Annotated in this window: 20 protein-coding genes; 11 read left to right on the top strand and 9 right to left on the bottom strand. The window is 62.1% G+C overall.

The window, feature by feature from the left end:
- Positions 1-170: 170 nt before the first annotated feature.
- Both ACRC0P_RS12030 and ACRC0P_RS12025 read right to left on the bottom strand, forming a co-directional pair.
- Positions 171-1,577, bottom strand: a complete 1,407-nt coding sequence (locus ACRC0P_RS12030) for an MATE family efflux transporter (protein ID WP_438631189.1) — start codon at positions 1,575-1,577, stop codon at positions 171-173.
- A gap of 61 nt (positions 1,578-1,638) precedes the next feature.
- A complete protein-coding gene (locus ACRC0P_RS12025) occupies positions 1,639-3,111 on the bottom strand; it encodes an efflux transporter outer membrane subunit (protein ID WP_438631187.1) in 1,473 nt (490 codons plus the stop codon).
- A gap of 106 nt (positions 3,112-3,217) precedes the next feature.
- On the opposite strand from ACRC0P_RS12025, the gene ACRC0P_RS12020 reads away from it, so the two are divergent.
- The 7 genes from ACRC0P_RS12020 (at position 3,218) to ACRC0P_RS11990 (ending at position 12,211) form a co-directional block, all read left to right on the top strand.
- Entirely contained in the window at positions 3,218-3,835 is a 618-nt protein-coding gene (locus tag ACRC0P_RS12020) for a TetR/AcrR family transcriptional regulator (RefSeq protein ID WP_438631185.1), read from the top strand.
- A gap of 94 nt (positions 3,836-3,929) precedes the next feature.
- A complete protein-coding gene (locus tag ACRC0P_RS12015; protein WP_438631183.1) occupies positions 3,930-5,042 on the top strand; it encodes an efflux RND transporter periplasmic adaptor subunit in 1,113 nt (370 codons plus the stop codon).
- Positions 5,039-8,191, top strand: a complete 3,153-nt coding sequence (locus ACRC0P_RS12010; RefSeq protein ID WP_438631181.1) for an efflux RND transporter permease subunit — start codon at positions 5,039-5,041, stop codon at positions 8,189-8,191. Before ACRC0P_RS12015 ends, ACRC0P_RS12010 begins: the two co-directional genes overlap by 4 nt.
- Before the next feature lie 16 nt (positions 8,192-8,207).
- Entirely contained in the window at positions 8,208-9,014 is an 807-nt protein-coding gene (locus tag ACRC0P_RS12005) for an oxidoreductase (RefSeq protein ID WP_438631179.1), read from the top strand.
- A 64-nt stretch (positions 9,015-9,078) separates the two neighbouring features.
- Positions 9,079-9,618 (top strand): PaaI family thioesterase, encoded by a 540-nt coding sequence (locus ACRC0P_RS12000; protein WP_438631177.1) that lies wholly within the window; start codon positions 9,079-9,081, stop codon positions 9,616-9,618.
- A 65-nt stretch (positions 9,619-9,683) separates the two neighbouring features.
- Complete coding sequence (fabF, locus tag ACRC0P_RS11995) at positions 9,684-10,973, top strand: beta-ketoacyl-ACP synthase II (protein WP_438631175.1); 1,290 nt, start codon at positions 9,684-9,686, stop codon at positions 10,971-10,973.
- A gap of 224 nt (positions 10,974-11,197) precedes the next feature.
- A complete protein-coding gene (locus ACRC0P_RS11990; protein WP_438631173.1) occupies positions 11,198-12,211 on the top strand; it encodes a zinc-binding alcohol dehydrogenase family protein in 1,014 nt (337 codons plus the stop codon).
- 186 nt (positions 12,212-12,397) lie between these two features.
- Here ACRC0P_RS11990 and ACRC0P_RS11985 read toward each other — a convergent pair whose 3' ends face one another.
- Together ACRC0P_RS11985 and ACRC0P_RS11980 are read right to left on the bottom strand one after the other, a co-directional pair.
- The gene (locus tag ACRC0P_RS11985) at positions 12,398-12,718 is read right to left on the bottom strand and encodes a rhodanese-like domain-containing protein (protein ID WP_438631171.1); all 321 of its coding nucleotides are present in this window, start codon (positions 12,716-12,718) and stop codon (positions 12,398-12,400) included.
- 548 nt (positions 12,719-13,266) lie between these two features.
- A complete protein-coding gene (locus ACRC0P_RS11980) occupies positions 13,267-13,719 on the bottom strand; it encodes a DUF6194 family protein (RefSeq protein WP_438631169.1) in 453 nt (150 codons plus the stop codon).
- 610 nt (positions 13,720-14,329) lie between these two features.
- On the opposite strand from ACRC0P_RS11980, the gene ACRC0P_RS11975 reads away from it, so the two are divergent.
- Entirely contained in the window at positions 14,330-14,671 is a 342-nt protein-coding gene (locus tag ACRC0P_RS11975; protein WP_438631167.1) for a hypothetical protein, read from the top strand.
- A 207-nt stretch (positions 14,672-14,878) separates the two neighbouring features.
- Here ACRC0P_RS11975 and ACRC0P_RS11970 read toward each other — a convergent pair whose 3' ends face one another.
- The gene (locus tag ACRC0P_RS11970; protein ID WP_438631165.1) at positions 14,879-15,295 is read right to left on the bottom strand and encodes a VOC family protein; all 417 of its coding nucleotides are present in this window, start codon (positions 15,293-15,295) and stop codon (positions 14,879-14,881) included.
- Between the two features lie 85 nt (positions 15,296-15,380).
- Between ACRC0P_RS11970 and ACRC0P_RS11965 the strand changes: the two genes are divergently transcribed.
- On the top strand, positions 15,381-15,896 hold the full coding sequence (locus ACRC0P_RS11965) for a DUF885 family protein (RefSeq protein ID WP_438631250.1): 516 nt from the start codon (positions 15,381-15,383) through the stop codon (positions 15,894-15,896).
- On the opposite strand, the gene ACRC0P_RS11960 is transcribed toward ACRC0P_RS11965, so the two are convergent.
- The 3 genes from ACRC0P_RS11960 to ACRC0P_RS11950 all read right to left on the bottom strand — a co-directional run bounded on the left by ACRC0P_RS11960 (position 15,824) and on the right by ACRC0P_RS11950 (position 17,986).
- Positions 15,824-16,165 carry a zinc ribbon domain-containing protein YjdM gene (locus ACRC0P_RS11960; protein ID WP_438631163.1) on the bottom strand — a complete coding sequence of 114 codons (342 nt, stop codon included), beginning with the start codon at positions 16,163-16,165 and terminating at the stop codon, positions 15,824-15,826. The genes ACRC0P_RS11965 and ACRC0P_RS11960 overlap by 73 nt on opposite strands.
- Before the next feature lie 71 nt (positions 16,166-16,236).
- On the bottom strand, positions 16,237-17,169 hold the full coding sequence (yddG, locus tag ACRC0P_RS11955; protein WP_438631161.1) for an aromatic amino acid exporter YddG: 933 nt from the start codon (positions 17,167-17,169) through the stop codon (positions 16,237-16,239).
- A gap of 85 nt (positions 17,170-17,254) precedes the next feature.
- Positions 17,255-17,986 (bottom strand): helix-turn-helix domain-containing protein, encoded by a 732-nt coding sequence (locus ACRC0P_RS11950; RefSeq protein ID WP_438631159.1) that lies wholly within the window; start codon positions 17,984-17,986, stop codon positions 17,255-17,257.
- Positions 17,987-18,290: 304 nt separating this feature from the next.
- Here ACRC0P_RS11950 and ACRC0P_RS11945 point away from each other — a divergent pair, with 304 nt between their 5' ends.
- Complete coding sequence (locus ACRC0P_RS11945; RefSeq protein ID WP_438631157.1) at positions 18,291-18,923, top strand: L,D-transpeptidase family protein; 633 nt, start codon at positions 18,291-18,293, stop codon at positions 18,921-18,923.
- A gap of 234 nt (positions 18,924-19,157) precedes the next feature.
- On the opposite strand, the gene ACRC0P_RS11940 is transcribed toward ACRC0P_RS11945, so the two are convergent.
- Entirely contained in the window at positions 19,158-20,570 is a 1,413-nt protein-coding gene (locus tag ACRC0P_RS11940; RefSeq protein ID WP_438631155.1) for an alanine/glycine:cation symporter family protein, read from the bottom strand.
- An 862-nt stretch (positions 20,571-21,432) separates the two neighbouring features.
- Between ACRC0P_RS11940 and ACRC0P_RS11935 the strand changes: the two genes are divergently transcribed.
- The gene (locus ACRC0P_RS11935) at positions 21,433-23,883 is read left to right on the top strand and encodes a glycoside hydrolase family 95 protein (protein WP_438631153.1); all 2,451 of its coding nucleotides are present in this window, start codon (positions 21,433-21,435) and stop codon (positions 23,881-23,883) included.
- Positions 23,884-23,938: the final 55 nt, after the last annotated feature.

Below are 23,938 nucleotides of genomic sequence, written 5' to 3'. Positions count from 1 at the left end.
TGATCCTGTCGGTGGGGGCGCGGATCAAGATGAGATGGCTGGACGCATACGGTACCGCTCCAGCGTGGGCTTCTTCCGCAGCAGAAGATAGAGCCTGATTTAGCAACCTCTGTTTAGCTGGGCTTCTATAGGAAAAAGGTGTTGTTCTGTCCCAGGTTGACCACTCCAATTCAAGTGCCAGTAGCCATAGCTAAACGATTTGCTCGTCCGACTGCAAGGGTTGCCGCTACAGTTATGGCGCCATAAACAAGAGCACTCAGAGCGACGACCTGGAAAAGCGACGGCAACCCTGCATCAAAATGCATGACAGCCAACCACCCAACAAAAGCCACGATGATCATACGTGCTGTTCCGGCAAGCACTGGCCAGAGCACACGCTTTGCCCCTTGGCCAGCGAAATAGAGAGCCATGCCGACTCCGATGGCTCCGTAGAAGGGCGCGACGTTCCGCAGATAGCTTGCCCCCGCCGAAAGTACTTGTGGTTCGTCACTAAAAATGGTGAGCCAGATATTTGGAAATACCGCGACGCCAAGCCCGATTAATTCCGTAAAAGCAAACGCAACTGCCGCGCCAATCCATGTGATGCGCTGTGCGCGTTGCACCTGCCCCGCACCAAGGTTGACTCCGACCATGGTCATGATGGCAGTGCCAAGACCAAACAAAAGGGGGACTTGTATATAATCCAGCCTTGAGGCGATGCCATAACCGGCAATGGCATCAGGCCCAAACTTACCTACGGCGGCGGTAACGATCGCAACGGTCAAATTGATCTGAACTGTACCGATAGCTGACAGCAGGCCAACGCCAAGGATGTCCTTGAACAGCCGAGTGCTCAGCGAAGCTGTCGATAGTTTGACAACGCTTTGAGCGGATCGCATGTTCCTTACCAGGAATAAGGTTGCGAGACTGTAATAGACCAGGATCGCTATTCCCGCTCCGGCGACGCCGAATTCAGGAATTGGCCCCCACCCAAAGATCAGGGCCGGCGACAACGGCAGAAGGATTGCGGCTCCCACCAAGGTGATACGTGCTGGTGTCCGGGTATCACCCGCCCCGCGCAGCGCTGCCGACAACAACGCAACGATCCATATCAACGGCGATCCAGCAAAGACGATGTTCGAATAGGTAAGGGCCGCAGAAAGCGCCGCCCCGTCAACGCCCATCAGGTGATACAGGGCGTAGCCGCCCATTATCATGATCGCGGCAATGGCGACCCCCATGACACCGGCTATAACAACACCATGCCAAACCAGGGCCTGCGCATCTTCCCATCGGCCGGCGCCGGATGCCCGCGCTACCGCCGAGGCCAGGCCGCCGCCAATGCCCCCATTCGCCATCATTTGCATCAGCATAAGCACTGGAAAAACGACGGCTACCCCAGCCAGAACATCTGCCCCGAGCGAACTCACGAAGTAGGTCTCCATTACCCCAACAAAGGTCTGAACCACCAGAACTGCAACGGTCGGCAGGGCCAAGCGAAGCATTACCGGCACGATCGGCCCAGCCAGCATTTCAGCGGTCGACTGTCTTGCCGGCGGCACTTGGCTTCGATCTACGCTCGGCGATAATTCAGTCATCACGCAAGCCCAACATTCAGGTTTCGGTTTACAGGGTATTGCATGTCATGATCTCTTTTCTTTACCTGACAGCGATCGTTTCAGATTCGCCGGGTTGCCAACCACCACCGAGCGCCTTAAAGGCAGCGACCGCAGCGCGTGCGGATTCGGTTTGCGCCTGCGCTTGCACATCGGTGGCGCGCAGCAAATTTTCGTCGGCCTGCAGGACTTCGATCAGGCTCACAGCGCCTTCCAGGTAGGCAGCAAAGGAGGCGTCCCGTGCACGGCCGAGGGAATCCACGCCCTGCGCAAGCACGGCAGCCTGTTCCTCGCGCTTGACCAGAGCCGAGAAGGCGTTTTCCACATCCTCGGTGGCACGCAGTACGGCCAGTCGATAGGTCGAAAGCATCTCGGCCTCCCGGCCCCTGGCCAGGTCGATCTGCGCGTTGATACGACCGAAATCGAACAGACGCCAGCGCAGGCCCAGCACGCCGGCGGTCTGGCTGGCGCCGCTGGTGAACAGGTTGGCATCGGACACCGACGTCGCGCCGCCGATGAGTCCACTGAGGGAGAACTTGGGGTAATACTCGGCGATGGCGCCACCGATACGCGCGTTCGCTGCGGCCAGGCGCCGCTCGGCCACGATCAGGTCGGGCCGGCGCCTGAGCAGATCCCCCGGCGTTCCCATCGCTGCGATCTTCGGTGCAACCGGAATGGTCTGGATTTCGGCCAGTTCCGCCCGATGGGTACCTGGCGGCGCGCCCAGTATCACATCCAAGGCGTTCATGGCCGCATCCAATCCTGCCTCGAGGACCGGTACGGATGCCCGGACCTGGGCAAGCGCACCTTCGGCCTGCCGCACTTGAAGTTCGGCTGCCAACCCCTGGCCATAGAGGAGATTGATCATCGAGAGTAGTTCCCGTTGCGTCTGCACCTGCTGGTGGGCAACGTCGAGGCGGGTTTGCAGTCCGCGGATGCCGATGTAGATGTCGGCGGTCTGCGCCGCCACCGCCAGCCGTGTCGCCGCCGCGCCAGCCTCCGAAGCCTGGTACCCGGCAAGGGCTGCTTCCCGCTCGCGGCGCAGGCCACCGAACAGGTCCAGTTCCCAGCTCGCGCCGAGATCGGCGTCGTAAACGTTGCCGTAGCGGTCGAAATCGGGCGCCGTGTTCAAGACTTGTCCCAGCGACGTTTCAACCGACTGGTAGGCCCTGGCTGCCTGGCCGCTGATGTTGCCGGAGGGCAGCAACGCGGCATTCGCCGCCCCGAGTCCCGCGCGGGCCTGGGCGACGCGAGCGGATGCCTGCGCGAGATCGAGGTTCTGCTCCAGCGCAAGCGTGACGAATTGAGTAAGTTGCGGATCGCCGAAACCCGTCCACCATGCGAGGATGTCGGCGCTGGCATCAGTAGGCCGTTGATCTACTGCCGCCTGGCCCAGGTACCGTTCCGGCATGGGCATATTGGGCTGGACGTAATCGGGACCGACGGCGCAGCCCGCCGAAAGACTGGCAACGATGGGTATGGCGATGAGAATGGGAAGGTTGCGTTTGGGCAGCATGGTTTTTTCCGGAGCAAGAGAAAGAGAACTAGACCCCAACATTGTGACCATAATACAAACTGGTCACTTGTTGTCAATCTTTGAGCCCAGCGGTAAGCTGCACCCCATGAGCAAAGCAAATACCTATCCAGTTTCGTCCCGGGGCCCGGCCGATCACGATGTGCGCGACCAGATCGTCGCTGCGGCCACCGAATACTTCAGCCGCTACGGCTACCAGAAGACCACCGTCTCCGATCTCGCCAAAGCCATCGGCTTCTCCAAGGCCTACATCTACAAGTTCTTCACCTCCAAGCAGGCCATCGGCGAGATGATCTGCGCGAACTGCCTGCGCGAGATCGAAACCGAGGTTCGCGCGGCCGTCGACGAGGCCGATCGGCCGCCGGAAAAGCTGCGGCGGATGTTCAAAGCGATCGTCGAGGCGAGCCTTCACTTGTTTTCCGAGGATCGCAAGCTCTACGAGATCGCGGCCTCGGCGGCTACCGAGCGCTGGCAGGCGGTGTGCGCCTATGAGGAACGCATACAGCAGCTGCTCCAGGACATACTGCAGGAGGGCCGGCAGACCGGGGATTTCGAGCGCAAGACGCCCCTTGATGAAACCGCAGCGGCGATCTACCTGGTGATGCGGCCTTACCTCAACCCGCTGCTCCTGCAACACAGCTTCGATTACACCGACGAAGCGCCGGCTCAGCTGTCCGGCCTGGTGCTCCGCAGCCTGTCGCCATGACGCATGGGACACCATATAAAATTTAGTGACTATTGACTAATTTGGTCACCATACTCATAGTGAGAGCCCTGACTGATTCACCAAGGGGACTCTCATGCTCCGCCATCGCTTCATTTCACTCACAGCCCTCTGTGCATTGGCGCTTGCGCTGGCCGCCTGCGGCGAAAAAACGCAACCCGATCCGCGCACCGAAGCGCCGCTGGTGCGTGCCGCCACCGTCCAGGGGGCTAGCTCCGCATCGCGCGCCTTCACCGGCACCGTAGCCGCCCGGGTCCAGAGCGACCTGGGCTTTCGCGTCTCCGGCAAGGTGCTGGAGCGGCTCGTGGATACGGGGCAAAGCGTCCGGCGCGGCCAGCCGCTTATGCGCATCGACCCCGTCGACCTGAAGCTCGCGGCGCACGCGCAACAGGAAGCGGTCGCCGCTGCGCGCGCCCGGGCGAAGCAGACGGCGGATGACGAGGCCCGCTACCGCCGCCTGCAGACAACCGGCGCGGTATCGGTTTCGGCCTACGACCAGGCCAAGGCGACGGCGGATGCCGCCGAGGCCCAGCTCAGGGCGGCCGAGGCCCAGGCCGAAGTGGCCCGCAATGCGACCCGCTACGCGGAGCTGCTGGCCGATGCCGACGGCGTGGTCATGGAAACGCTGGTCGAACCCGGCCAGGTGGTCAACGCCGGCCAGGTGGTGGTGCGCCTGGCCCACGCCGGACCGCGCGAAGCCGTGGTCCAGTTGCCGGAAACCCTGCGCCCGGCGATCGGTTCCGCCGGGCAGGCCAGGCTCTTCGGCAGGGAAGATGTGACCGTTCCGACCAGGCTCCGGCAGCTCTCGGATGCCGCGGACCGCCAGACCCGCACTTTCGAGGCGCGCTATGTGCTGGAGGGAGAACTGGCCGAGGCGCCGTTGGGCACCACCGTCACCATCCGGATTGCTGACGGGAATTCGTCTGCGCAGGATGGCTTTCGGGTGCCGATCGGCGCGCTGTACGACGCGGGCCAGGGGCCGGGCGTGTGGGTCATCAGCGGTGAGCCGACAGTGGTTCACTGGCGGCCGGCCGCGGTCCTGAGCCTGGATGACGATGGCGCGCTCGTCGCCGGTCAGTTCGGGCAAGGCGACCGGATAGTCGCGCTGGGCGCGCACCTGCTGCGCGAAGGCGAGCGGGTGCGGGTGGCCGGTCAGGCCGACGCCGCGGGAGGGGAGGAACGCCAGTGAAAGAAGGTCGATTCAACCTGTCGGCGCTCGCCGTACGCGAGCGCGCCATCACCCTGTTCCTGATCTTTCTGATCTCGCTGGCCGGGCTCGTTTCCTTCTTCCAGTTGGGGCGGGCGGAAGACCCCGCCTTCACGATCAAGGTGATGACCATCATTACCGCCTGGCCCGGGGCCACCGCCCAGGAAATGCAGGACCAGGTGGCCGAGAAGATCGAGAAGCGCATGCAAGAGCTGCGCTGGTACGACCGCACCGAAACCTATACCAGACCCGGTCTGGCCTTCACGACCCTGACCCTGCTCGACAGCACACCGCCTTCGGAAGTGCAGGAGCAGTTCTACCAGGCCCGCAAGAAAGTCGGCGACGAGGCCATCAACCTTCCCCCCGGCGTCATCGGGCCGATGGTCAACGACGAATACGCGGACGTCACCTTTGCGCTGTTCGCACTCAAGGCCAACGGCGAGCCGCTGCGCCAGCTGGTGCGCGACGCGGAGACGCTGCGCCAGCGGCTGCTGCACGTGCCGGGGGTGAAGAAGGTCAACATCATCGGCGAGCAGTCCGAGCGCATCTATGTCGAGTTTTCCCACGAGCGCCTGGCAACGCTGGGGGTTAGCCCGCAACAGGTATTCGCCGCGCTCAATGGCCAGAATGCGCTGACCCCGGCCGGCTCGGTGGAAACCCAGGGGCCGGAGGTGTTCATTCGCCTGGAGGGCGCTTTCGACGAATTGCAGAAGATCCGCGACACGCCGGTGGTGGCGCAGGGCCGCACCCTGAAGCTGTCGGACGCCGCCACCGTCAAGCGCGGCTATGAAGACCCGGCGACTTTCCTGGTACGCAGCGGCGGCGATCCGGTCCTTCTGCTGGGCATCGTCATGCGCGAAGGCTGGAACGGGCTCGACCTGGGCAAGGCGCTGGACGACGAGGTGGCTGCGATCAACGCCGAGATGCCCCTGGGCATGGGCCTGACCAAGGTTACGGACCAGGCCGTCAACATCAGCGCCGCGGTCGATGAGTTCATGGTCAAGTTCTTCGCCGCACTGCTGGTGGTCATGCTGGTAAGTTTTTTGAGCATGGGCTGGCGCGCGGGCCTGGTGGTCGCCGCGGCCGTGCCGCTGACACTGGCGGTGGTCTTCCTTGTGATGCTCGCCACCGGCAAGAACTTCGACCGCATCACCCTGGGGTCGCTGATCCTGGCGCTGGGCCTGCTGGTGGACGACGCCATCATCGCCATTGAAATGATGGTGGTGAAGATGGAAGAGGGCTTCAGCCGCGTTGCCGCCGCCGCCTATGCCTGGAGCCTCACCGCGGCGCCGATGCTCTCGGGCACGCTGGTCACGGCGGTCGGCTTTATGCCCAACGGCTTCGCCCGCTCCTCCGCGGGCGAATACACCAGCAATATGTTCTGGATCGTCGGCATCGCGCTGATCGCGTCCTGGGTGGTCGCCGTGGTTTTCACGCCCTACCTGGGCTTCAAGCTGCTACCCAACTTTAAAAAAGTCGACGGCGGCCACGCCGCTATCTACGACACGCCGCGCTACAACCACTTGCGTGGGGTGCTGGAGCGCGTCATCGCGCGCAAGTGGCTGGTCGCCGGTTCGGTTGCCGGTCTCTTCGCACTGGCCATACTCGGCATGGGAATCGTCATGAAGCAATTCTTCCCGATCTCCGACCGGCCCGAAGTGTTGGTCGAGGTGCAGATGCCCTATGGCTCTTCGATTACACAGACCAGCGCCGCCACGGCGGAGGTGGAAGCCTGGCTGGCCGGGCAGGAAGAGGCCAGGATCGTCACCGCCTATATCGGCCAGGGCGCGCCGCGCTTCTTCTTCGCGATGGGACCGGAGCTGCCCGATCCGTCGTTTGCCAAGATAGTGATCCGCACCGACAACCAGGACGAGCGCGAGGCACTGAAACACCGGCTGCGCCAGGCAATTGCCGATGGCCTGGCCCCCGAGGCGCGCGTGCGCGTCACCCAGCTGGTATTCGGCCCCTATTCGCCCTTCCCGGTCGCCTACCGGGTCGCCGGCCCGGACCCGGAGAAACTGCACGAAATCGCCGCTGAAGTGCAACAGGTCATGGATGCCAGCCCGATGATGCGCACGGTCAACGCCGACTGGGGCACGCGCACGCCCACGCTGCATTTCAACTTGCAGCAGGATCGCCTGCAGGCCCTGGGGCTGACCTCCAGCGATGTGGCACAGCAACTGCAATTCCTGCTCAGCGGCGTGCCCATCACCACCCTGCGCGAGGACATTCGCACGGTGCAGGTCGTCGCCCGTTCGGCCGGCGACGTCCGGCTCGATCCGGCCAGGATCGGCGACTTCACGCTGGCCAGCGCCAACGGGCAACGCATCCCGCTGTCGCAGGTGGGCGAGGTGGAGGTGCGCATGGAGGACCCGGTTATGCGCCGGCGCGACCGCATGCCGACCATCACCGTGCGCGGCGACATCGCCGAGGGCTTGCAGCCGCCGGATGTGTCCACGGCCATCACTCGGCAGCTGCAGCCCATTGTGGAAAAACTGCCGGGCGGCTACCGCGTCGAGGAGGCCGGCTCCATCGAGGAGTCGGGCAAGGCGATGAAAGCCATGTTGCCGATATTCCCCATTATGCTGGCGGCCACCCTGCTCATCATTATGTTCCAGGTGCGCTCCTTCTCCGCGATGGTCATGGTGTTCATGACCGCCCCGCTGGGGCTGATCGGCGTGGTGCCAACCCTGCTCCTGTTCCAGCAGCCGTTCGGCATCAATGCGCTGGTCGGCCTGATTGCACTGTCGGGAATCCTGATGCGCAACACGCTGATCCTGATCGGGCAGATCAAGCACAACAAACAGGCGGGATTGGACCCCTACCGTGCGGTGGTCGAGGCAACCGTGCAACGCGCCCGGCCGGTGATCCTGACCGCGCTGGCGGCGATCCTGGCCTTTACTCCGCTCACCCAATCGGTGTTCTGGGGCACGCTCGCCTACACGCTGATCGGCGGCACCTTTGCCGGAACGGTTCTTACGTTGGTGTTCCTGCCGGCCATGTATTCCATCTGGTTCAAGATCCAGCCCGGCAACGGCGGCAGCCCGGCCCGCGAGGATAGGGCGCCTTTCGCGGGACTGGAGGGCAGGGTGCCTCCCGTGAGACAGATACCACATCCTGAATTTACCTGATCGGAGAGAAACTGCTATGTCTAACTCAACAGTTGTCGTCGTTACCGGCGTGTCATCGGGCATCGGGCGCGCCGCCGCGGAGAAATTTGCCGGGCGGGGTTGCCGGCTGTTCGGCACCGTGCGCAACACGGCAAAAGCACAGCCAATACCGGGTGTTGAGCTGGTCGAGATGGATATCCGCGACGAAGCGTCAGTTCAACGGGGAATCCAGACCATCATCGCTCAGGCCGGGCACATCGATGTGCTTGTCAACAGTGCAGGCGTGACCCTGCTCGGCGCGACGGAGGAAACGTCGATTGCCGAAGCCCAGTCGCTGTTCGACACCAACGTTCTTGGCATCCTGCGCACGACACGGGCGGTACTGCCGCACATGCGCGAGCAGGGATCTGGTCGCATCGTCAACGTCAGCTCGGTGCTGGGCTTTCTGCCGGCGCCCTACATGGGGCTCTATTCGGCATCCAAGCACGCGGTTGAGGGGCTGTCTGAAACCCTGGATCACGAGGTGCGCAAATTCGGAATCCGCGTGGCGCTTGTCGAGCCTTCCTTCACCAAAACCAACCTGGATATCAATGCGCCCCAGGCGGCCGCCAAAATCCCGGCCTACGACACTGAGCGCAGTGTCGTTTCCCAGGCCATTCAAAAAAATGTGCATAAAGCACCGCAGCCCGATGGGGTCGCCAGCACGATTGTCGATGCCGCTTTGGGTGCCTGGAAAATGCGGCGTACGCCCAAAGGCGAGGCCTCTCTGCTGCGCAAATTGCGCCGCTTCATGCCGGCTGGCCCGGTCGAGAAAGGTCTGAGGAAAACGTTTGGACTCGCCTGAAATCCTCGCGCGGACGTCAGGTCGCGTTTGAGAATATTACGCATGCAGCGAATCAGGAGGACCCATGACCCCAACCACCATCGACTGGACTGCACAGCAGGAAGCCTCACGGCAACGTTCGATTGCAGGCGGCGGCAAACCCGGCCTCGCCCGCATGGAACAGCTCGCCGGCAAGACTGGGCGCGAGATTCTCGAAGCCATGATGTGCGGCGAGCTGCCCTACCCGCCCATGAACGAGACCATGAACATGACGCTGCTGGAGGTGGACGACGGCCGTGCGGTGTTTCAGGGCATCCCGCTGCCGCAACACTACAACCCGCTGGGCACTGTGCACGGCGGCTGGTTTGCCACGCTGCTGGACTCGACCCTGGGCTGTGCCGTGCAGACCACGCTGCCGGCCGGGCGCTCCTACACTACGACAGAACTCAGTGTGAACATCGTGCGGCCGGCCTCACACAAGACGGGCCCCTTGCGCGCGGTCGGCAGGGTGATCCACAGCGGCCGCCGGGTCGCCACGGCTGAAGCCCGTATCCAAGACGAAAAGGGCAAGCTTTATGCCCATGCGACCACAACCTGCTTTGTGTTCGACGTGCCGACGGCCTGAGGACAGAAACAACCGAAGCGGTGCTCGACGCGAGTCGCCGCATGTCTGGAAAGCGAGGTGAGACGATGAGTGTCCGCAATGCAGTTCGAATCGTGGTGACGGGAACAGGTATCGTCGGGCCACTGGGGTGCGGTACAGAGAGTGTCTGGTCCCGCCTGTTGGCGGGGCAATCAGGTATTCGTGCCCTGCCTGCCGATCTGGTCGATGGCATCGGCTCCGCCATCGGCGGACAGGTGCCAACACTGGTGGAGGACAGCCAGGCCGGCTACGACCCTGAGCGCAGCATCGCCGCCAAGGAGCGCAAGAAGATGGATCGCTTCATCGAGTTTGCGCTCGTTGCGGCGCAGGAAGCCTTGGCGCAGGCGGCTTGGCAGCCCACAAGCGAGGAGCAGCGTCAGCAAACCGCTACCATCATTGCCTCCGGCGTCGGTGGGTTCGGCGCCATCGCCGAGGCCGTGCGCACCACGGATAACCGCGGACCGCGCCGGCTCTCACCATTCACCGCGCCTTCGTTTCTCGCCAATATGGCGGCCGGGCACATCTCCATCCAGCACGGTTTCACCGGACCGCTCGGGGCGCCGGTGACCGCCTGCGCGGCCGGGGTGCAGGCCATCGGCGACGCGGCCCGGTTGATCCGCAGCGGCGAAGCGGACATCGCCGTGTGCGGCGGTACCGAGGCGGCCATCCATCGCGTCACCCTCGGAGCTTTTGCCGCGGCGCGCGCCCTGTCCACCGGATTCAACGACCGTCCCCGGGAGGCGTCGCGCCCCTTCGACCGCGACCGGGACGGCTTCGTCATGGCCGAGGGCGCTGGCCTACTGGTGATCGAATCGCTGGAACATGCGCTGGCGCGCGGCGCCCGCCCGTTGGCGGAGCTGGTCGGCTACGGCACCAGCGCCGATGCCTACCACCTGACCGCCGGCCCGGAAGATGGTAATGGCGCCCAGCGCGCCATGAAGCAAGCGCTGCAGCAGGCCGGCATTGCTCCCGGCGACGTTCAGCACATCAACGCCCATGCAACGTCCACTCAAGTCGGAGATCGGGGGGAGCTGGCCGCCATCCGGTCCATATTCGGGGCCGGATCGGGGGCGGCAATTACATCGACCAAATCCAGTACCGGCCATCTGCTGGGGGCCGCGGGCGGAATCGAAGCCATCTTCACCATCCTGGCGCTACGCGATCAGATCGTCCCGCCCACGCTGAACCTCATCAACCCCGACGAGGCGGCCGACGGCCTCAATCTGGTCGGCCCGACCGCGCGGAAAATGCCGATCCAGTACGCCCTGTCGAACGGGTTCGGATTTGGCGGAGTCAATGCCAGCGTAGTGTTTCGCCGTTGGGAGTCTCACCGATGAGCCTGCTGCCAGGGGAAGACTCCAGCCATGCCTGAAAACGTGTGGGTGTCCAGGCAACTCGACCATCCCGTCATCAAGGCCTTCAACAATATTCTGGCGTATTCGCTCGCGGATCTCGGTCGCCCGGGGAATCGATCCAATTAAAATTATTCGTTTCTCTTCTTTCCAGCATGCCCCTAAGCTTTCCGCAATCGGACCATTGCCGCAGAAAGAGGAGCAACCCAATGCAAGCGATCGGCTACTACAAACCCCTGCCCGCCGATGACGAACAGTCTCTGGTCGACCTGGAACTGCCCCTGCCCTCCCCGGGGCCGCGGGATATTCTGGTCAAGGTTGAGGCGGTGTCCGTCAACCCGGTGGACACCAAGGTGCGCGCCAATGCTGCGCCGCCGGAGGGCAGCGCGCGCGTCCTCGGCTTCGACGCCGCCGGCACGATCGAGGAAGTCGGTGCCGAAGTGACATTGTTCAAAAAAGGAGACGAGGTCTTCTACGCCGGCGCCATCGACCGGCCCGGCAGCAACAGCGAATACCAACTGGTGGATGAGCGCATCGCCGCGCGCAAACCGGAATCCCTGTCCTTCGCCGAGGCCGCCGCCCTGCCGCTGACTTCCATCACCGCTTGGGAACTGCTATTCGACCGGCTCCGCGTCCCCTACGGCGTAAAAAACCAAAACGGTGCCCTGCTGATTATCAACGGCGCCGGCGGGGTCGGTTCCATACTGACCCAAATCGCGACACGCCTGACCGGCCTGACGGTAATCTCCACCGCCTCGCGCCCGGAAACCGCCACTTGGTGCCAATCCATGGGCTCGCACCACGTAATCAACCACCGCAACCCGCTGGATCGCGAATTGGAAGAGATCGGCATTCCCAAGGTGCGCTACGTCGCCTCCCTCACCGGCACCGAGCAGCACCTGCCGGCCATCATCGAACTACTCGAACCCCTGGGCGCGATGGCGGTGATCGACGATCCGGCGACGCTGGATATCAAGCCCTTCAAGAGCAAAGGCCTGTCGGTGCACTGGGAATATATGTTTGCCCGGCCGGTTTACCAGACAGCGGATATGATCGAGCAACATCGCCTACTCAGCGAGGTCGCCGCGCTGGTGGACGCCGGTGTGCTGAAGACCACGATGAAGGAAGAGCTCGGCACCATCAATGCCGCCAACTTGCGTAGGGCGCACGAGAAGCAGGAGAGCCGGCGCAGTATCGGCAAGAATGTGCTGGCAGGCTTCTGAGCTACCAGAGCGGCTCGCGGCAGAAATTTTCCCTCTGAATTTTCGGGGGCCGGTCTGAATAAGGCCGGCCCCGTCACCGAATAGAAAGGGCAGGTATCCGAGACGCGCCTCCTCAATGGTGATTGAGCAAGACTGCCGCTGGGCCGATCCGGTCAGGCAACCTGCTTATCCGGACAGTGAAATTATTTAGTGGTGGTGTTTCATCCAATCTTCCGTACCACCCTCATAGTCGAGGACATGGCGGAATCCGGCCTTTTCCAGTTTTTTGGCGGCTTCCGGCGAGGCAGGGCAGTCGAAGTTCGCGCAATACACGACCACTTCACGGTCCTTGCCACCGGCGACTTTTTCCACTGTTTCGACGAAGTCGTCGCTATCCTCGGGAACATTGATGGAAGTGCGGATATGTTCCTTTTTAAATTCCTCCCGGGGAAGGACATTGATAAGCACAAAGTCCTCCTTTTGGGTTTCATTCATGCGTTCCAGATCCTCACGGGTGATGGCCTTCATAAGTTGCTCCATGGACTGTTGTGGTTCCGCCGGCAATAAAGCCGACACCTGATCCAACATCGCTCCGCCGTGAAAAGAGGCAGTAGGGTGTTTGGTAGAACCATTGTGGCACAGGCTCTCTTCCCCGCATGGTTTCCAACGTCTTTCTTAAATCAACAGGTAACTACTGAATGGCACTAAGTTAAGCCCCGAGCTGCTCCCGCCCCCTGAGGATTGCGCTGTAGGAGCCTGCTTGCAGGCGAACATTCCCGGTGCCCTGCCGCGACCTCAATTCGCCTGCAAGCAGGCTCCTACAGGGGGATTTCACTTAACTTAGTACCATTCAAGTAACTACTCACCCCGACAGCTCCCTCTCACCCCTTTGGGGGACAGGGTTGGGGAGAGGGGAAGACGGTCAACGCCCCCTCCCCCGGCCCCTCCCCCGCAAGCGGGAGAGGGGAGAGTAGCTACAAAAAATAAAGCGCCAGCGCCGACTGACCAGTCGACGTCGTCGATGCCAATGAGTATTTTCACGCCCAGCGAAGTTTTGGCATCAGGCGATGACATTGTTACGACCTCGCTCGCTTCTCAAACTTCCTGACTACCAACGCGTATGCCTCGTCCAACAGGGGAAGCAATGACTCGAAAACTTCACTATCCGGATTCAATACACAAACCCAAGACATCCAGCCGTATACGGGGTGAGGCAAAATCCTATTCAGCTGAGTAAAGTCATGGCCCGTCTCTACAACACCTCCTGCTGGGGGTCTACCCGGCTGCTCACCGAAAAGGCGGCGGTATGACTCCTTACTCGCCCCGAAGTTGAAGCGGTAAACGCCTTCACGATCAAGACTGGAACCTCTGTCATTCTCTCCATCCTTGTCTTTGAGTGTTGCGAAGTAAACTCCACGCGGAAGCTTGCGGCCGGGATTGTAGAAAAATGACTGCTCACCCCATGCATTGGTGAGCACTATTCCCGTATATCGTTCGAGAACAAAATTCGAAATCTTTTCTTTCTCCATGGCGTACCTATAATTACAGTTTTTGGATTCAGCGGACCGGATTAAATACCGCTTATTCCGATCCGCGATAACGATCTATGAAACTTCAGGAGGCCCTTCTGAAATGCATAAATCGCATTTGGCTCTTATCAATGAGGTCGAATAACTCGATGCTCTGGGGAATAGTCATAACCTCTTCAACGGCTACGTATGCAGATACCGCCCCATTTTACGCAGTTGGCCAACATATTTAACGCCCGCGGCCTCAAGCATGCCTGCCCAGGTTTCGCAACTTTGGAAACACGTCTCCTCCTATCCTATCGATCCCTACTGACAGGCTCTGTCAGTAATAGGACGGGGTTTTCCCTCTCTCTAATCCGGGATAGCCGGCGTCAATAACGGGCACCATCTTTCAGCCAGATATCTCAACCCAGGGTTCTGGATGCGGATTTGTAGTAACATCCGCGATCGTCAATAATCAATCGGCATTGAAACTCCCCTTCAACTGAAATTCGAAGATGTCCAGTCTCAACGACCTACACCTGTTTATCGAATTCCCCCGTCTCAGCTTCCTGAGCGCCGCCGCGCCCAGCCCGGAGAGGACGCCGGCGGGATCGTTTGGGAGAGCAAAGTGAAATTCTGGCGCTGGGAGAAAGGCAGGCAGAATACCGGCTATGAGAAATTACTTCTTCTGGGCTTACGCTGGCCGCTCCCCTTCGACCTCTACCTGCTGCGATTCAGGGAAGGGGTATGTATCCCACCGCATACGGATCGGGTGAAGTCCGGAAGGCACTACCGGCTCAATATCGTGGTTAAGAAAGCGAGGGCAGGCGGAGAGTTTCTGTGTGACTCGCCGATCTATGAAAGCTCAAGAATAAAGTATTTCCGTCCGGACGTATCCGAGCATTCCGTCAGCAAAGTGCGATCGGGTACCAGGTATGTACTCAGCCTGGGCTGGGTCCGCAGAAGCTGATCCCGGTAGACTAGCCGTGGTGGCCTGCAGCAAACGCAGGAGCAATTGCGGGCTAATCAGGACAGCCGCTTACCACTAAGTTAAGCGGAATCCCCTGTAGACAGCGCAATCCTCAGGGGCAGGAGCAGTTCGGGCCCGACCCGGTAACGCGCTGGGGCCACCAGAACCCTTCTTATTCCCAGGCGGGCATTTTCCATAAGCGGGTTGTCAGCCCTGCTCTTGTTGCAGCGCAGCCGGGTCCATCCACACAACCTCCCAGATATGGCCGTCCAGGTCCCGGAAGGCGCGGCCGTACATAAAGCCGTGATCTTCCGGCTCTCTGAAGGAGCTGCCTCCCGCTGCGGTGGCCTTACTGATCAATGCATCGACCTCTTCCCGGCTGTCGGCGGACAGGCAGATCAGCACCTCAGTGCTCCTGCTCGTGTCACAGATCTCCATATCCGGCGTAAAGCTGCTGAACTTCTCACGGGTAAGCAACATGACGAAAATACTGTCGCTGATAACCATGCAGGTTGCGGTTTCGTCGGTAAACCGGGCATCGAAGTCGAACCCGAGGCGGGAAAAGAACTCGATGGATTTTCCCAGGTCGGCGACGGGCAGGTTTACAAAAATCTTTTTGGACATCGCTATTTCTCCGTTAAGGTCGCTATTTGCTTGAGTTTGTACTTCCTGGTCGGACGGCCCGGCCCGCAATCGACATAACAGAAAAATTTTTTACGCCCGAGTCCGGCGGCTCCCCGCCCTCCGCCCGCCCCCAAACAGCCGCTTCAGCCGCCTCACCTACGAAATGTGGCGCGCCGCGCGACTGGTGGTGGACACCGGCATGCACTCCATGGGCTGGAGCAAGGAGCGCGCGATCCAAATGATGGATGTCGGCCTGTGGGAGCCTGCTTGCAGGCGAACAAGAGCGGAACTCCGTGCTCCATGCCGACGACGAACAGGCGAGGCCTTGGAACGGCCCCGCCGGACACCCTGGGTGACGTCGCAGGCGCTGCTCGACCGGATGCTCACCCCCCCTTCGAAAACCTGCTCACCGCCGCGGCTTCCGCCGTGCCCGGGGACCAAGTTTAGTCTGCTGGGCCCGGTCCAGGCAGAAGCTATCGAAGTGGTAGCGCACGGACTGTGCGGCGCTCTATCCAGCCGGGTTCACGCTCAGGCCTTTTTCACAAACTCCGATTTCAGTTTCATGGAGCCGATACCGTCGATCTTGCAGTCGATATCGTGATCTCCCTCCACCAGGCGGATGTTCTTGACTTTGGTGCCCACCTTGACCACCGATGACGAACCCTTGACTTTCAGATCCTTGATCACGGTGACGGTGTCGCCATCCTGCAGTGGATTGCCGTGCGCATCCTTAAACACCTTGCCGCCTTCGGCTTCCTCCGGCGCGGCGTCCTTGGACCACTCGTGGGCGCACTCGGGACAGACGTAGTTTACGCCGTCGTCGTAGGTGTATTCGGAACCGCAGCTGGGACAGTTGGGCAGATCGCTCATGGGAAATCCTGATAAATCACTACAAAGAGCAGGGATTTTACACTAACAACAGGCAGAAGGCCCCGGGCCGCTCAAAGGCGCGGGCCTCCCGCAGAGCGGCGAGGACCGGAAGTGGCGTCCATAAACCGGTTTGGCCGCCGCAATCCCGGCCCGACGGCGGCCAGCAGGGCGCCGCCGACGATCAGCAGGCTGGAAATGGCCAGGACCCAGTTGGATTCGGCGTAACCCGCCAGTACCAGCAGCAGCGTCGATACCAGCGGCGCGCCGTAAGCGAGCACGCCGAGCAGGCGCAGGTCGCCGCGCTTGACGCCGTAATCCCAAGTAAAGAATGCGACGCCCACCGGGCCCAGCCCCAGGCCGACAATCCCCAGCCACTGCATGCTCCCCCCGGGCCAGACCCAGGGCTCCCACAACAGGTGACAGGCGAGGCCGAGTGCGGCAGTGGCGGCGCAGAAGCCGCCAACCGCATCCGTCGGTACCCGGGCCATCAGCCGACAGGCCACCGAATAGGTGGACCAGATCAGCGCGCAGCCGATGGCCAGCGCGTAGCCCGGCCAATAGCGCCATTCGAAGCCACCCTCGCCACGGCCCAGCAACAGCCAGCAGCCGGCCAACGCCATCAGTGCGCCGACGACATGCATCGCGAGCAATTGTTGCCCCGGCAGCAGCGCGGAAAAAATCACAATTAATAGCGGCCACAAATAGGCCAGCAGGCTCACTTCCACCGCCGGCGCCAGCGACATGGCGGCGAAATAGCAGGCGTGATAGCCGAAGAGCCCGCCCACACCCAGCAGCCAAGCGCGCGGCGGCTGGCGCAGCATTTGCATTGGCGAGGGGCCGAGCAGCAAGCCCTTCATCAGCATCAGCAGCCAGGCGATGCCGAAGGTCATCGCCAGCATTTGAAACGGTGGTATGCGGTTATCGGTCAGCTGGGTCAGCAGCGCGAGCGTGCCCCAGAGCAGAATAGAAATACCGCCGATGGCCGTAGCCTTTCCCCGAGTCACTCTGTCGCCTCCATAAATTTCCCGAATAGGTCAGATTAGGGGAGCTGAATGGGAAGTACTTTGGTGAAACGGCAGAAGATTTTGCTCAGCTGGCAGAATGGGGGCGGAAATAGCGCGGCGACCTGCCGAAGTGGCGGCGGAAGCGGTCGCTGAAGGCGGCGGGACTGCTGTACCCGACCCGTTCGGCTATGCGCTGCACACTCAAATTGCCGCTCTCCAGCAGAACCCGGGCCAGCTGCATACGGCGCTCCGTTTGGTACTGCAGGGGCGTCATACCGAAACCATTCTTGAACAGCTCGGACAGCCGGCGCGGGCTCAGGTGGGCGATCGCGGCCAGCTGTGCGAGCGGCAGCGGCTGGTCCAGGTGCTCGTCTATCCAGACCCGTGCGGCCTGTACCCGCCGGTCAATCTGCAGCTTTCCCCCATGGCGCTCGATCAGCAGCTGCACCAGCAACAGCATCATCTGGTGCCGGGCGCGGGAACCGGGGCGGGAGTGTTCCAGTTCGGATCCCAGGAAGACAGTGTAGTGGCCGAGGACGCTGTCCAGCGGGAGACAGGCGGGCAGCCGCTCCAGTTCCGGCGCCAGCGCGGGGGGAATATCGGCAACGATAAAGCGATTGTCATCGCTGGTCGCGGCGAAAGCGTGATCCTCGCCAGCGGAAATGAATGCGCCCCGGGCCTCGCCGACACAGCCCTCGCGCCCGCCGATGCTGGTCAGTAGTGAGCCGGCCAGCGGCAGTACCAGTTGGTGGTAGTCGTGGTGATGCCGCCGGGTCTCCCGGTCGTAGCTGCGCAGGTCGATTAGTGAGTTGGACATGGGCGGATCATAGCACCCGCCTGAGCTGACCAGGTATCCGCTCTAACCGAAACTGCCGTCATTCCGTTTTGATGTAATCGCGCCTCCCCCTCCACCCTACCATCGTTCCCACTTGCTCCCGCTGCGGCTGGGGCGGGCCCATTCCGCGGTACAGGCCGGGGCACACCGGCAAGCCGCTTTGGGGAAAATCGCTGCCTGTTGTCACGTCGCCGGAGCGCGCCGCAAAAGTGCGCGCGGCGGTCAGCACTCGCAAATCGCTGTTTCTGCAAGCTTGCTTGCAAGGCTGTTGTAAGAGAGGTACGCCATGCAAAAACGCTCATCGCTTCTGAAGAAATGTTCATTCGCGGGTGTCCTGCTGCTCGGCGGCTCACTGCTGCTGAGCTCCATAGCACAGGCCGTCGACTACGGCTACGGCCCCAATCCCTATACTTCACGCCAGCAGTCGTACAACCCCTACGCGCGCCAGCAGGCAACACGCAATGGCTCCGCCTTTTGGCGGTCCGACGTACTGGGCGGCACGCCACATATCAAAATAGTGCTCAGTGAGCAGAAGGCCTATTTCTACAAGGGAGGCCGCCTGGCCGGGGTATCTCCGGTTTCTTCCGGCAAGCCCGGCCACCGCACGCCCACCGGCAACTTCCGCATCAGTCAGAAAAAATTGAACCACCGCTCCACTTTGTACGGGCACTACGTGAGCCCGCGCGGCTATGTGCTGAGGAGCAATGTTAACGTGCGCCGTCACCGCCGGCCCGCGGGAGCGATTTTCCGCGGCGCCTCCATGGACTACATGATGCGCTTTAACGGCGCCTACACCATTCACGCGGGGCACGTGCCCGGTTATCCCGCCTCCCACGGCTGCGTACGCCTGCCCTGGCATATGGCGCAAATCTTCTTCCGCCACGCGAGTGTGGGCACCCGGGTCAGCGTTGTACATTAGCGGGGAGTGGAACTCACAGGATTGTTGCGGGGGCGGGCCTTGCGTTCGCCCTCGCAATGGCACTAAGTTAAGCCCCGAGCTGCTCCCGTCCCCTGAGGATTACGCTGTAGGAGCCTGCTTGCAGGCGAACATTCCCGGTACCCTGCCGCGACCTCAATTCGCCTGCAAGCAGGCTCCTACAGGGGGATTCCACTTAATTTAGTACCGTTCAGCCCTGCCCCCCTGAACTGATACTTACAATGCGGTTCCGGCTTTCTCTTGCATTTTCCCCGCCTGCGCCAACTCCTCGAAATATTGTTTCGCCGCGCGGTTCACACGGCCCGCGAGCAGCAACGTGGAAGTCATGGTGGGCACCGCCATGATCGCGTACATACCGATAATGATATTGTTCACCGCGCTGAGCGACGCCACCGCACCGATCACCACCAGCAGCAGGTAGACCGGTGTGTAGTAGCGCTGGTAAACCCCGTTGAACAGGAAGTTCAGGCACTTCACCCCGTAATACCAGTTGGCCACGATAGTGGTGAACGCCAGCGGCACCACCATCATCAACAACAACAGCGGCCCCCAGTGCCCGAACACCTGGGAGAAGGCGCCGGCGGTAAGGGTGACCCCCTCGATACCCTCGCTCAGCTCCCAGGCACCGGTGAGCAGGATCACCAGTGCGGTACAGGTGCAGATCACCAGGGTATCCACAATCGGCCCCACCATGGCCACCACCCCCTCGCGGATCGGCTCGTTGGTCTTGGCCGCACCGTGGGCCATGGACTCGGTGCCGATCCCCGCCTCGTTGGAAAAGGCCCCGCGGCTGATACCGATTTTTATCACCGTGCCCAACGCGCCCCCGGCTACCGCCTGGCCGCTGAACGCATCGGAAAAGATCAGCGCAAAAGCGGCGGGCACCTGCTGCCAGAAAGCTCCGATCACAATGAAAGTCATCGCCAGGTAGAACAGCACCATGGCCGGCACCAGGCGCACCGCCAGCGCGCCGATACGCTGGATGCGCCCCACGATCACCACAGCGGTCAGCGCCGCCAGCGCCACACCAATGGAAAAGTTGAACACCAGCGCGTCTTCCGCGCCGATCCACCCGAGAGGCAGGGCAAAGGAATCCCGCAGCAATTGCACCGCCTGGTTGGCCTGAAACACCGGCAACGCGCCACAGAGCCCCGCCAGGGCGAACAGCAGCGCCAACGGCATCCAGCGCCGGCCCAGCCCCTCGCGGATCACATACATGGGCCCGCCCTGCAGTTCGCCGGCGGCGTCGCGGCCGCGATACATCACCGCCAGGGAGGCGGTGTAGAACTTGGTGGCCACCCCCACCACCGCGGTCACCCACATCCAGAAGATGGCCCCGGGCCCCCCGGTGCTGATGGCCAGCGCCACCCCGGCGATATTGCCCAGGCCCAGGGTGCCGGAAAGCGCCGTGGACAGCGCCTGGGAGTGTGGCACCTGGCCGGGATCGTCGCTGCTGTCGTAGCGGCCCCGCAGCAGGGCCACGCTGTGGCCGAGATGGCGGTAGGGCCTGCCGCGGGAAACGACAAGCAGGGCCAGGCCCCCGCCCACCAGGAGTACCAGTAGCGGGGTTCCCCAAACAAAGGAAGCGAAATCGGCGAGGGCGGAGTCAATGGTGGCGAGTAAAGGCATCAAATCAGTGATCACACAGGAAGAAGGGGTCGGAATGGACATTCTCCGGACAAGCGGGACCGGGTACAAGGCCCCAACTCCGGTGGGACCAACACCCTGTCAGACTAGTGTCCTGTAACGCCTTTAATGACGCATTCAGAGCCCCGCCCAGGTGCCAAGGCAAGGCGCAGTCCGCAGGGAATGGCGTGCCCTTTCCAAGGACTGCAACGCCGCATTGGCGCCTGGGCGGGGCTCCCTTCGGGCAAGCCGATAAGCGGCCATCTGCGTCGTTGCGCTCGCTTGAATTAGCCCGCTAGTCCTGCGCTCGCGCGCCTAGCATCTGGCCGCTTCTCGGCTTGCTGAATGCGTCATTAAAGGCGTTACAGGACACCAGGACAAGAGAGGACAGCTCCACTGCAAATAACCGGCTCCGGCCACTTTTTGTACAATTTTTCGCTAAATAGCTGGCAACCTGCGTCAGATTTGTGTAAATAATAGCCAGTCCAAAATCTCTTTAGCGACCAACGCCAAGGCCAGCGCCTATTTAGCATATTATTGCTATAAATATTGTAAACGTTTACATTGGATGTTAACGTTTTTACATACGGGATCGGAAGGGCCTCCGGGAGTCGTACGAAAAGGAGAAAAAACAATTTAGAAATCAATAAGTTAAGGCAATCAGCCGAAAAGCGCCCGAAAACCCGGGCGGGCGTAGAAAGCAGTTTCAAAAAGCCGTTTCAAAATAATAAACGCTTGCGTACTTACAGCGATGATGCCCACAACCAGACCCAAACATAGGCCCTCGGGTGAAAGATCCGACCGGCACACCGCCCAGCGACAGCGCCTCTGCGCCGCCGTCGCGGTCTGTATTTTTCTGGGAGGCATGGTACCGGCGCAAGCGTCGCAACCGGCGCCGGAGAGCAGCTCTCTCCCCACCCTCTGGTTCGACAGACCGGCCCAGGACTGGGAGCGCGAGAGCCTTCCCATCGGCAACGGCGCCATGGGCGCGGCGGTCCAGGGCGGCATCGCCGTCGACCACCTGCAGTTCAACGAAAAGACCCTGTGGACCGGCGGCCCGGGAAGCGAAGGCTACGACTTCGGCCTGCCCCGGGAGCCGCAAACCAAAGCCCTGGAACAGGTTCGTGAAACCCTCGCCCGCGAGGGCGCAATCTCCCCGGAGGCGGCGGCCGCGGAACTCGGCCGCGAAGTGACCGCCTACGGCCACTACCAGAGCTTCGGCGAGCTACTGCTGCAATTCCCACAGAAGGAAGAAGAAGCCTCCGGCTACCGCCGCGAACTGGATATCGCCAACGCGATTGCCCGGGTCCGCTACCACTCGGGCGACACCAACTATACCCGCGAGTATTTCGCCAGCTACCCGGATCGGGTTATCGCCGTCCACCTGCGCGCCGACCGCAAGGGCAAAATCAGCTTCAAGGCCAGCCTGCGCCTGCCCGACAACCGCAGCGCCGAGCTGACCACCGCGGATGGACGAATCACCGCCAGCGGCCAACTGCACGACAACGGCCTGCACTACGAAACCCAGCTGCGGGTGATCGCCAAGGGCGGCAAAGTCTCCCGCAACGGCAACGGCATCAGCGTCACCGGCGCCGACAGCGCCACCCTGCTGCTGGCCGCGGGCACCGACTACACGGCGGAATACCCCCACTACCGGGGCCCCAATCCTCACAAGTTGGTGGAGGCCGCTATCGACCGGGCGACCCGCAAAGGCTACCCGGCGCTGCTGGCCGACCATATCGTCGACTACCGCGCGCTCTTCGACCGCGTCGCGCTCGACCTGAACATACCCCCTGTAGGAGCGGGCCATGCCCGCGATCAAGGCCAGGATAAACTCCAATCGCGGGCATGGGCGGATAGCCGCCCCCCCGCTCCTACAAATAAGCCCATCGACCAGTGGCTGAAAAACTACGGTGGCGGCGACACCGCCGCCGACCGCGCCCTGGAAGCGCTGTATTTCCAATACGGCCGCTACCTGCTGATCAGTTCCTCCCGCGACGGCTCCCTGCCGGCCAACCTGCAGGGGGTATGGAACAATTCCGCCACGCCGCCGTGGAACGCCGATTACCACGTCAATATCAACCTGCAGATGAACTACTGGCCCGCCGAGGTCACCAACCTGGCGGAGACCACCGGCCCCCTGTTCGACTTTATCGACAGCCTCCGGGAACCGGGCGAATTGGCCGCGGAAAAACTGCTCGGTGCGCGCGGCTGGACCCTGTTCCTCAACACCAATATCTGGGGTTTTTCCGGAGTCATCGCCTGGCCCACCGCCTTCTGGCAGCCGGAGGCCGGCGCCTGGCTGGCGCAACACTATTACGAACACTACCTGTTTTCCGGCGATCTCGACTTCCTGCGCGAGCGCGCCTACCCGGCCATGAAGGGCGCCGCGCAGGTGTGGCTGGACACACTGGTACCCGACCCGCGCGACGGCCTGCTGGTGGTCAGCCCCAGCTACTCGCCGGAACACGGTGACTTCACCGCCGGCGCCGCCATGTCCCAGCAGATCGTCTTTGACCTGCTGAGCAATACCCGCGACGCCGCGAAACGGCTCGGCGATGCCGCATTCGCCCGGCAACTGGACGACACCCTGGAAAAGCTCGACCCGGGCCTGCGCATCGGTTCCTGGGGCCAGTTGCAGGAGTGGAAAGCGGACCTGGACGATGCGGAAAGCCACCATCGCCACGTCTCGCACCTCTTCGCCCTCTATCCCGGCGACCAGATAGCCCCGACCCCGGAACTGGTCAAAGCCGCTCGCACCTCTCTGGAGGCCCGCGGCGACGCCGGCACCGGCTGGAGCCGGGCGTGGAAAGTCGCCCTCTGGGCGCGGCTCGCCGACGGCGATCGCGCGCACAGGATTCTCGCCGCACAGCTCAGCGAAAGCACCCTGCCCAACCTGTGGAGCACCCACCCGCCGTTCCAGATCGACGGCAACTTCGGCGCGACCGCCGGCGTCGCGGAAATGCTGCTGCAATCCCACGCGGGGGAAATCCATCTGCTGCCGGCACTGCCCCAGGCCTGGCGCAACGGCTCGGTGACCGGCCTGCGCGCCCGCGGCGACGCCACCGTGGACATGCAGTGGCGCGACGGAAAGTTACTGCGCGCGCGCATCCACAGCGGTCGCTCCGGCGAAACCCGCCTGCGCCTGCCGACAGATGACAAATTTATTTTGCGCCGAGAGGCGGACAACAAAATTCTCAGCCCGCGAAGTGAAGGGGAACTCAAAACCTTTACCGCGCAGGCGGGGGAAACCTATCTCCTGGAAAACGGCAAGGTCCCGCAACAACCGGCGGGCTCCAAGGCCGCGGGGAGATAGATTTAGTAGAAGCAGTGGAAAGTGTCTTAGGTTATAAATTGACCGTTATGACAGG

Source organism: Microbulbifer sp., assembly GCF_051659245.1.
Lineage (GTDB): Bacteria > Pseudomonadota > Gammaproteobacteria > Pseudomonadales > Cellvibrionaceae > Microbulbifer.
This window is presented reverse-complemented; position numbering and strand designations above follow the sequence as displayed.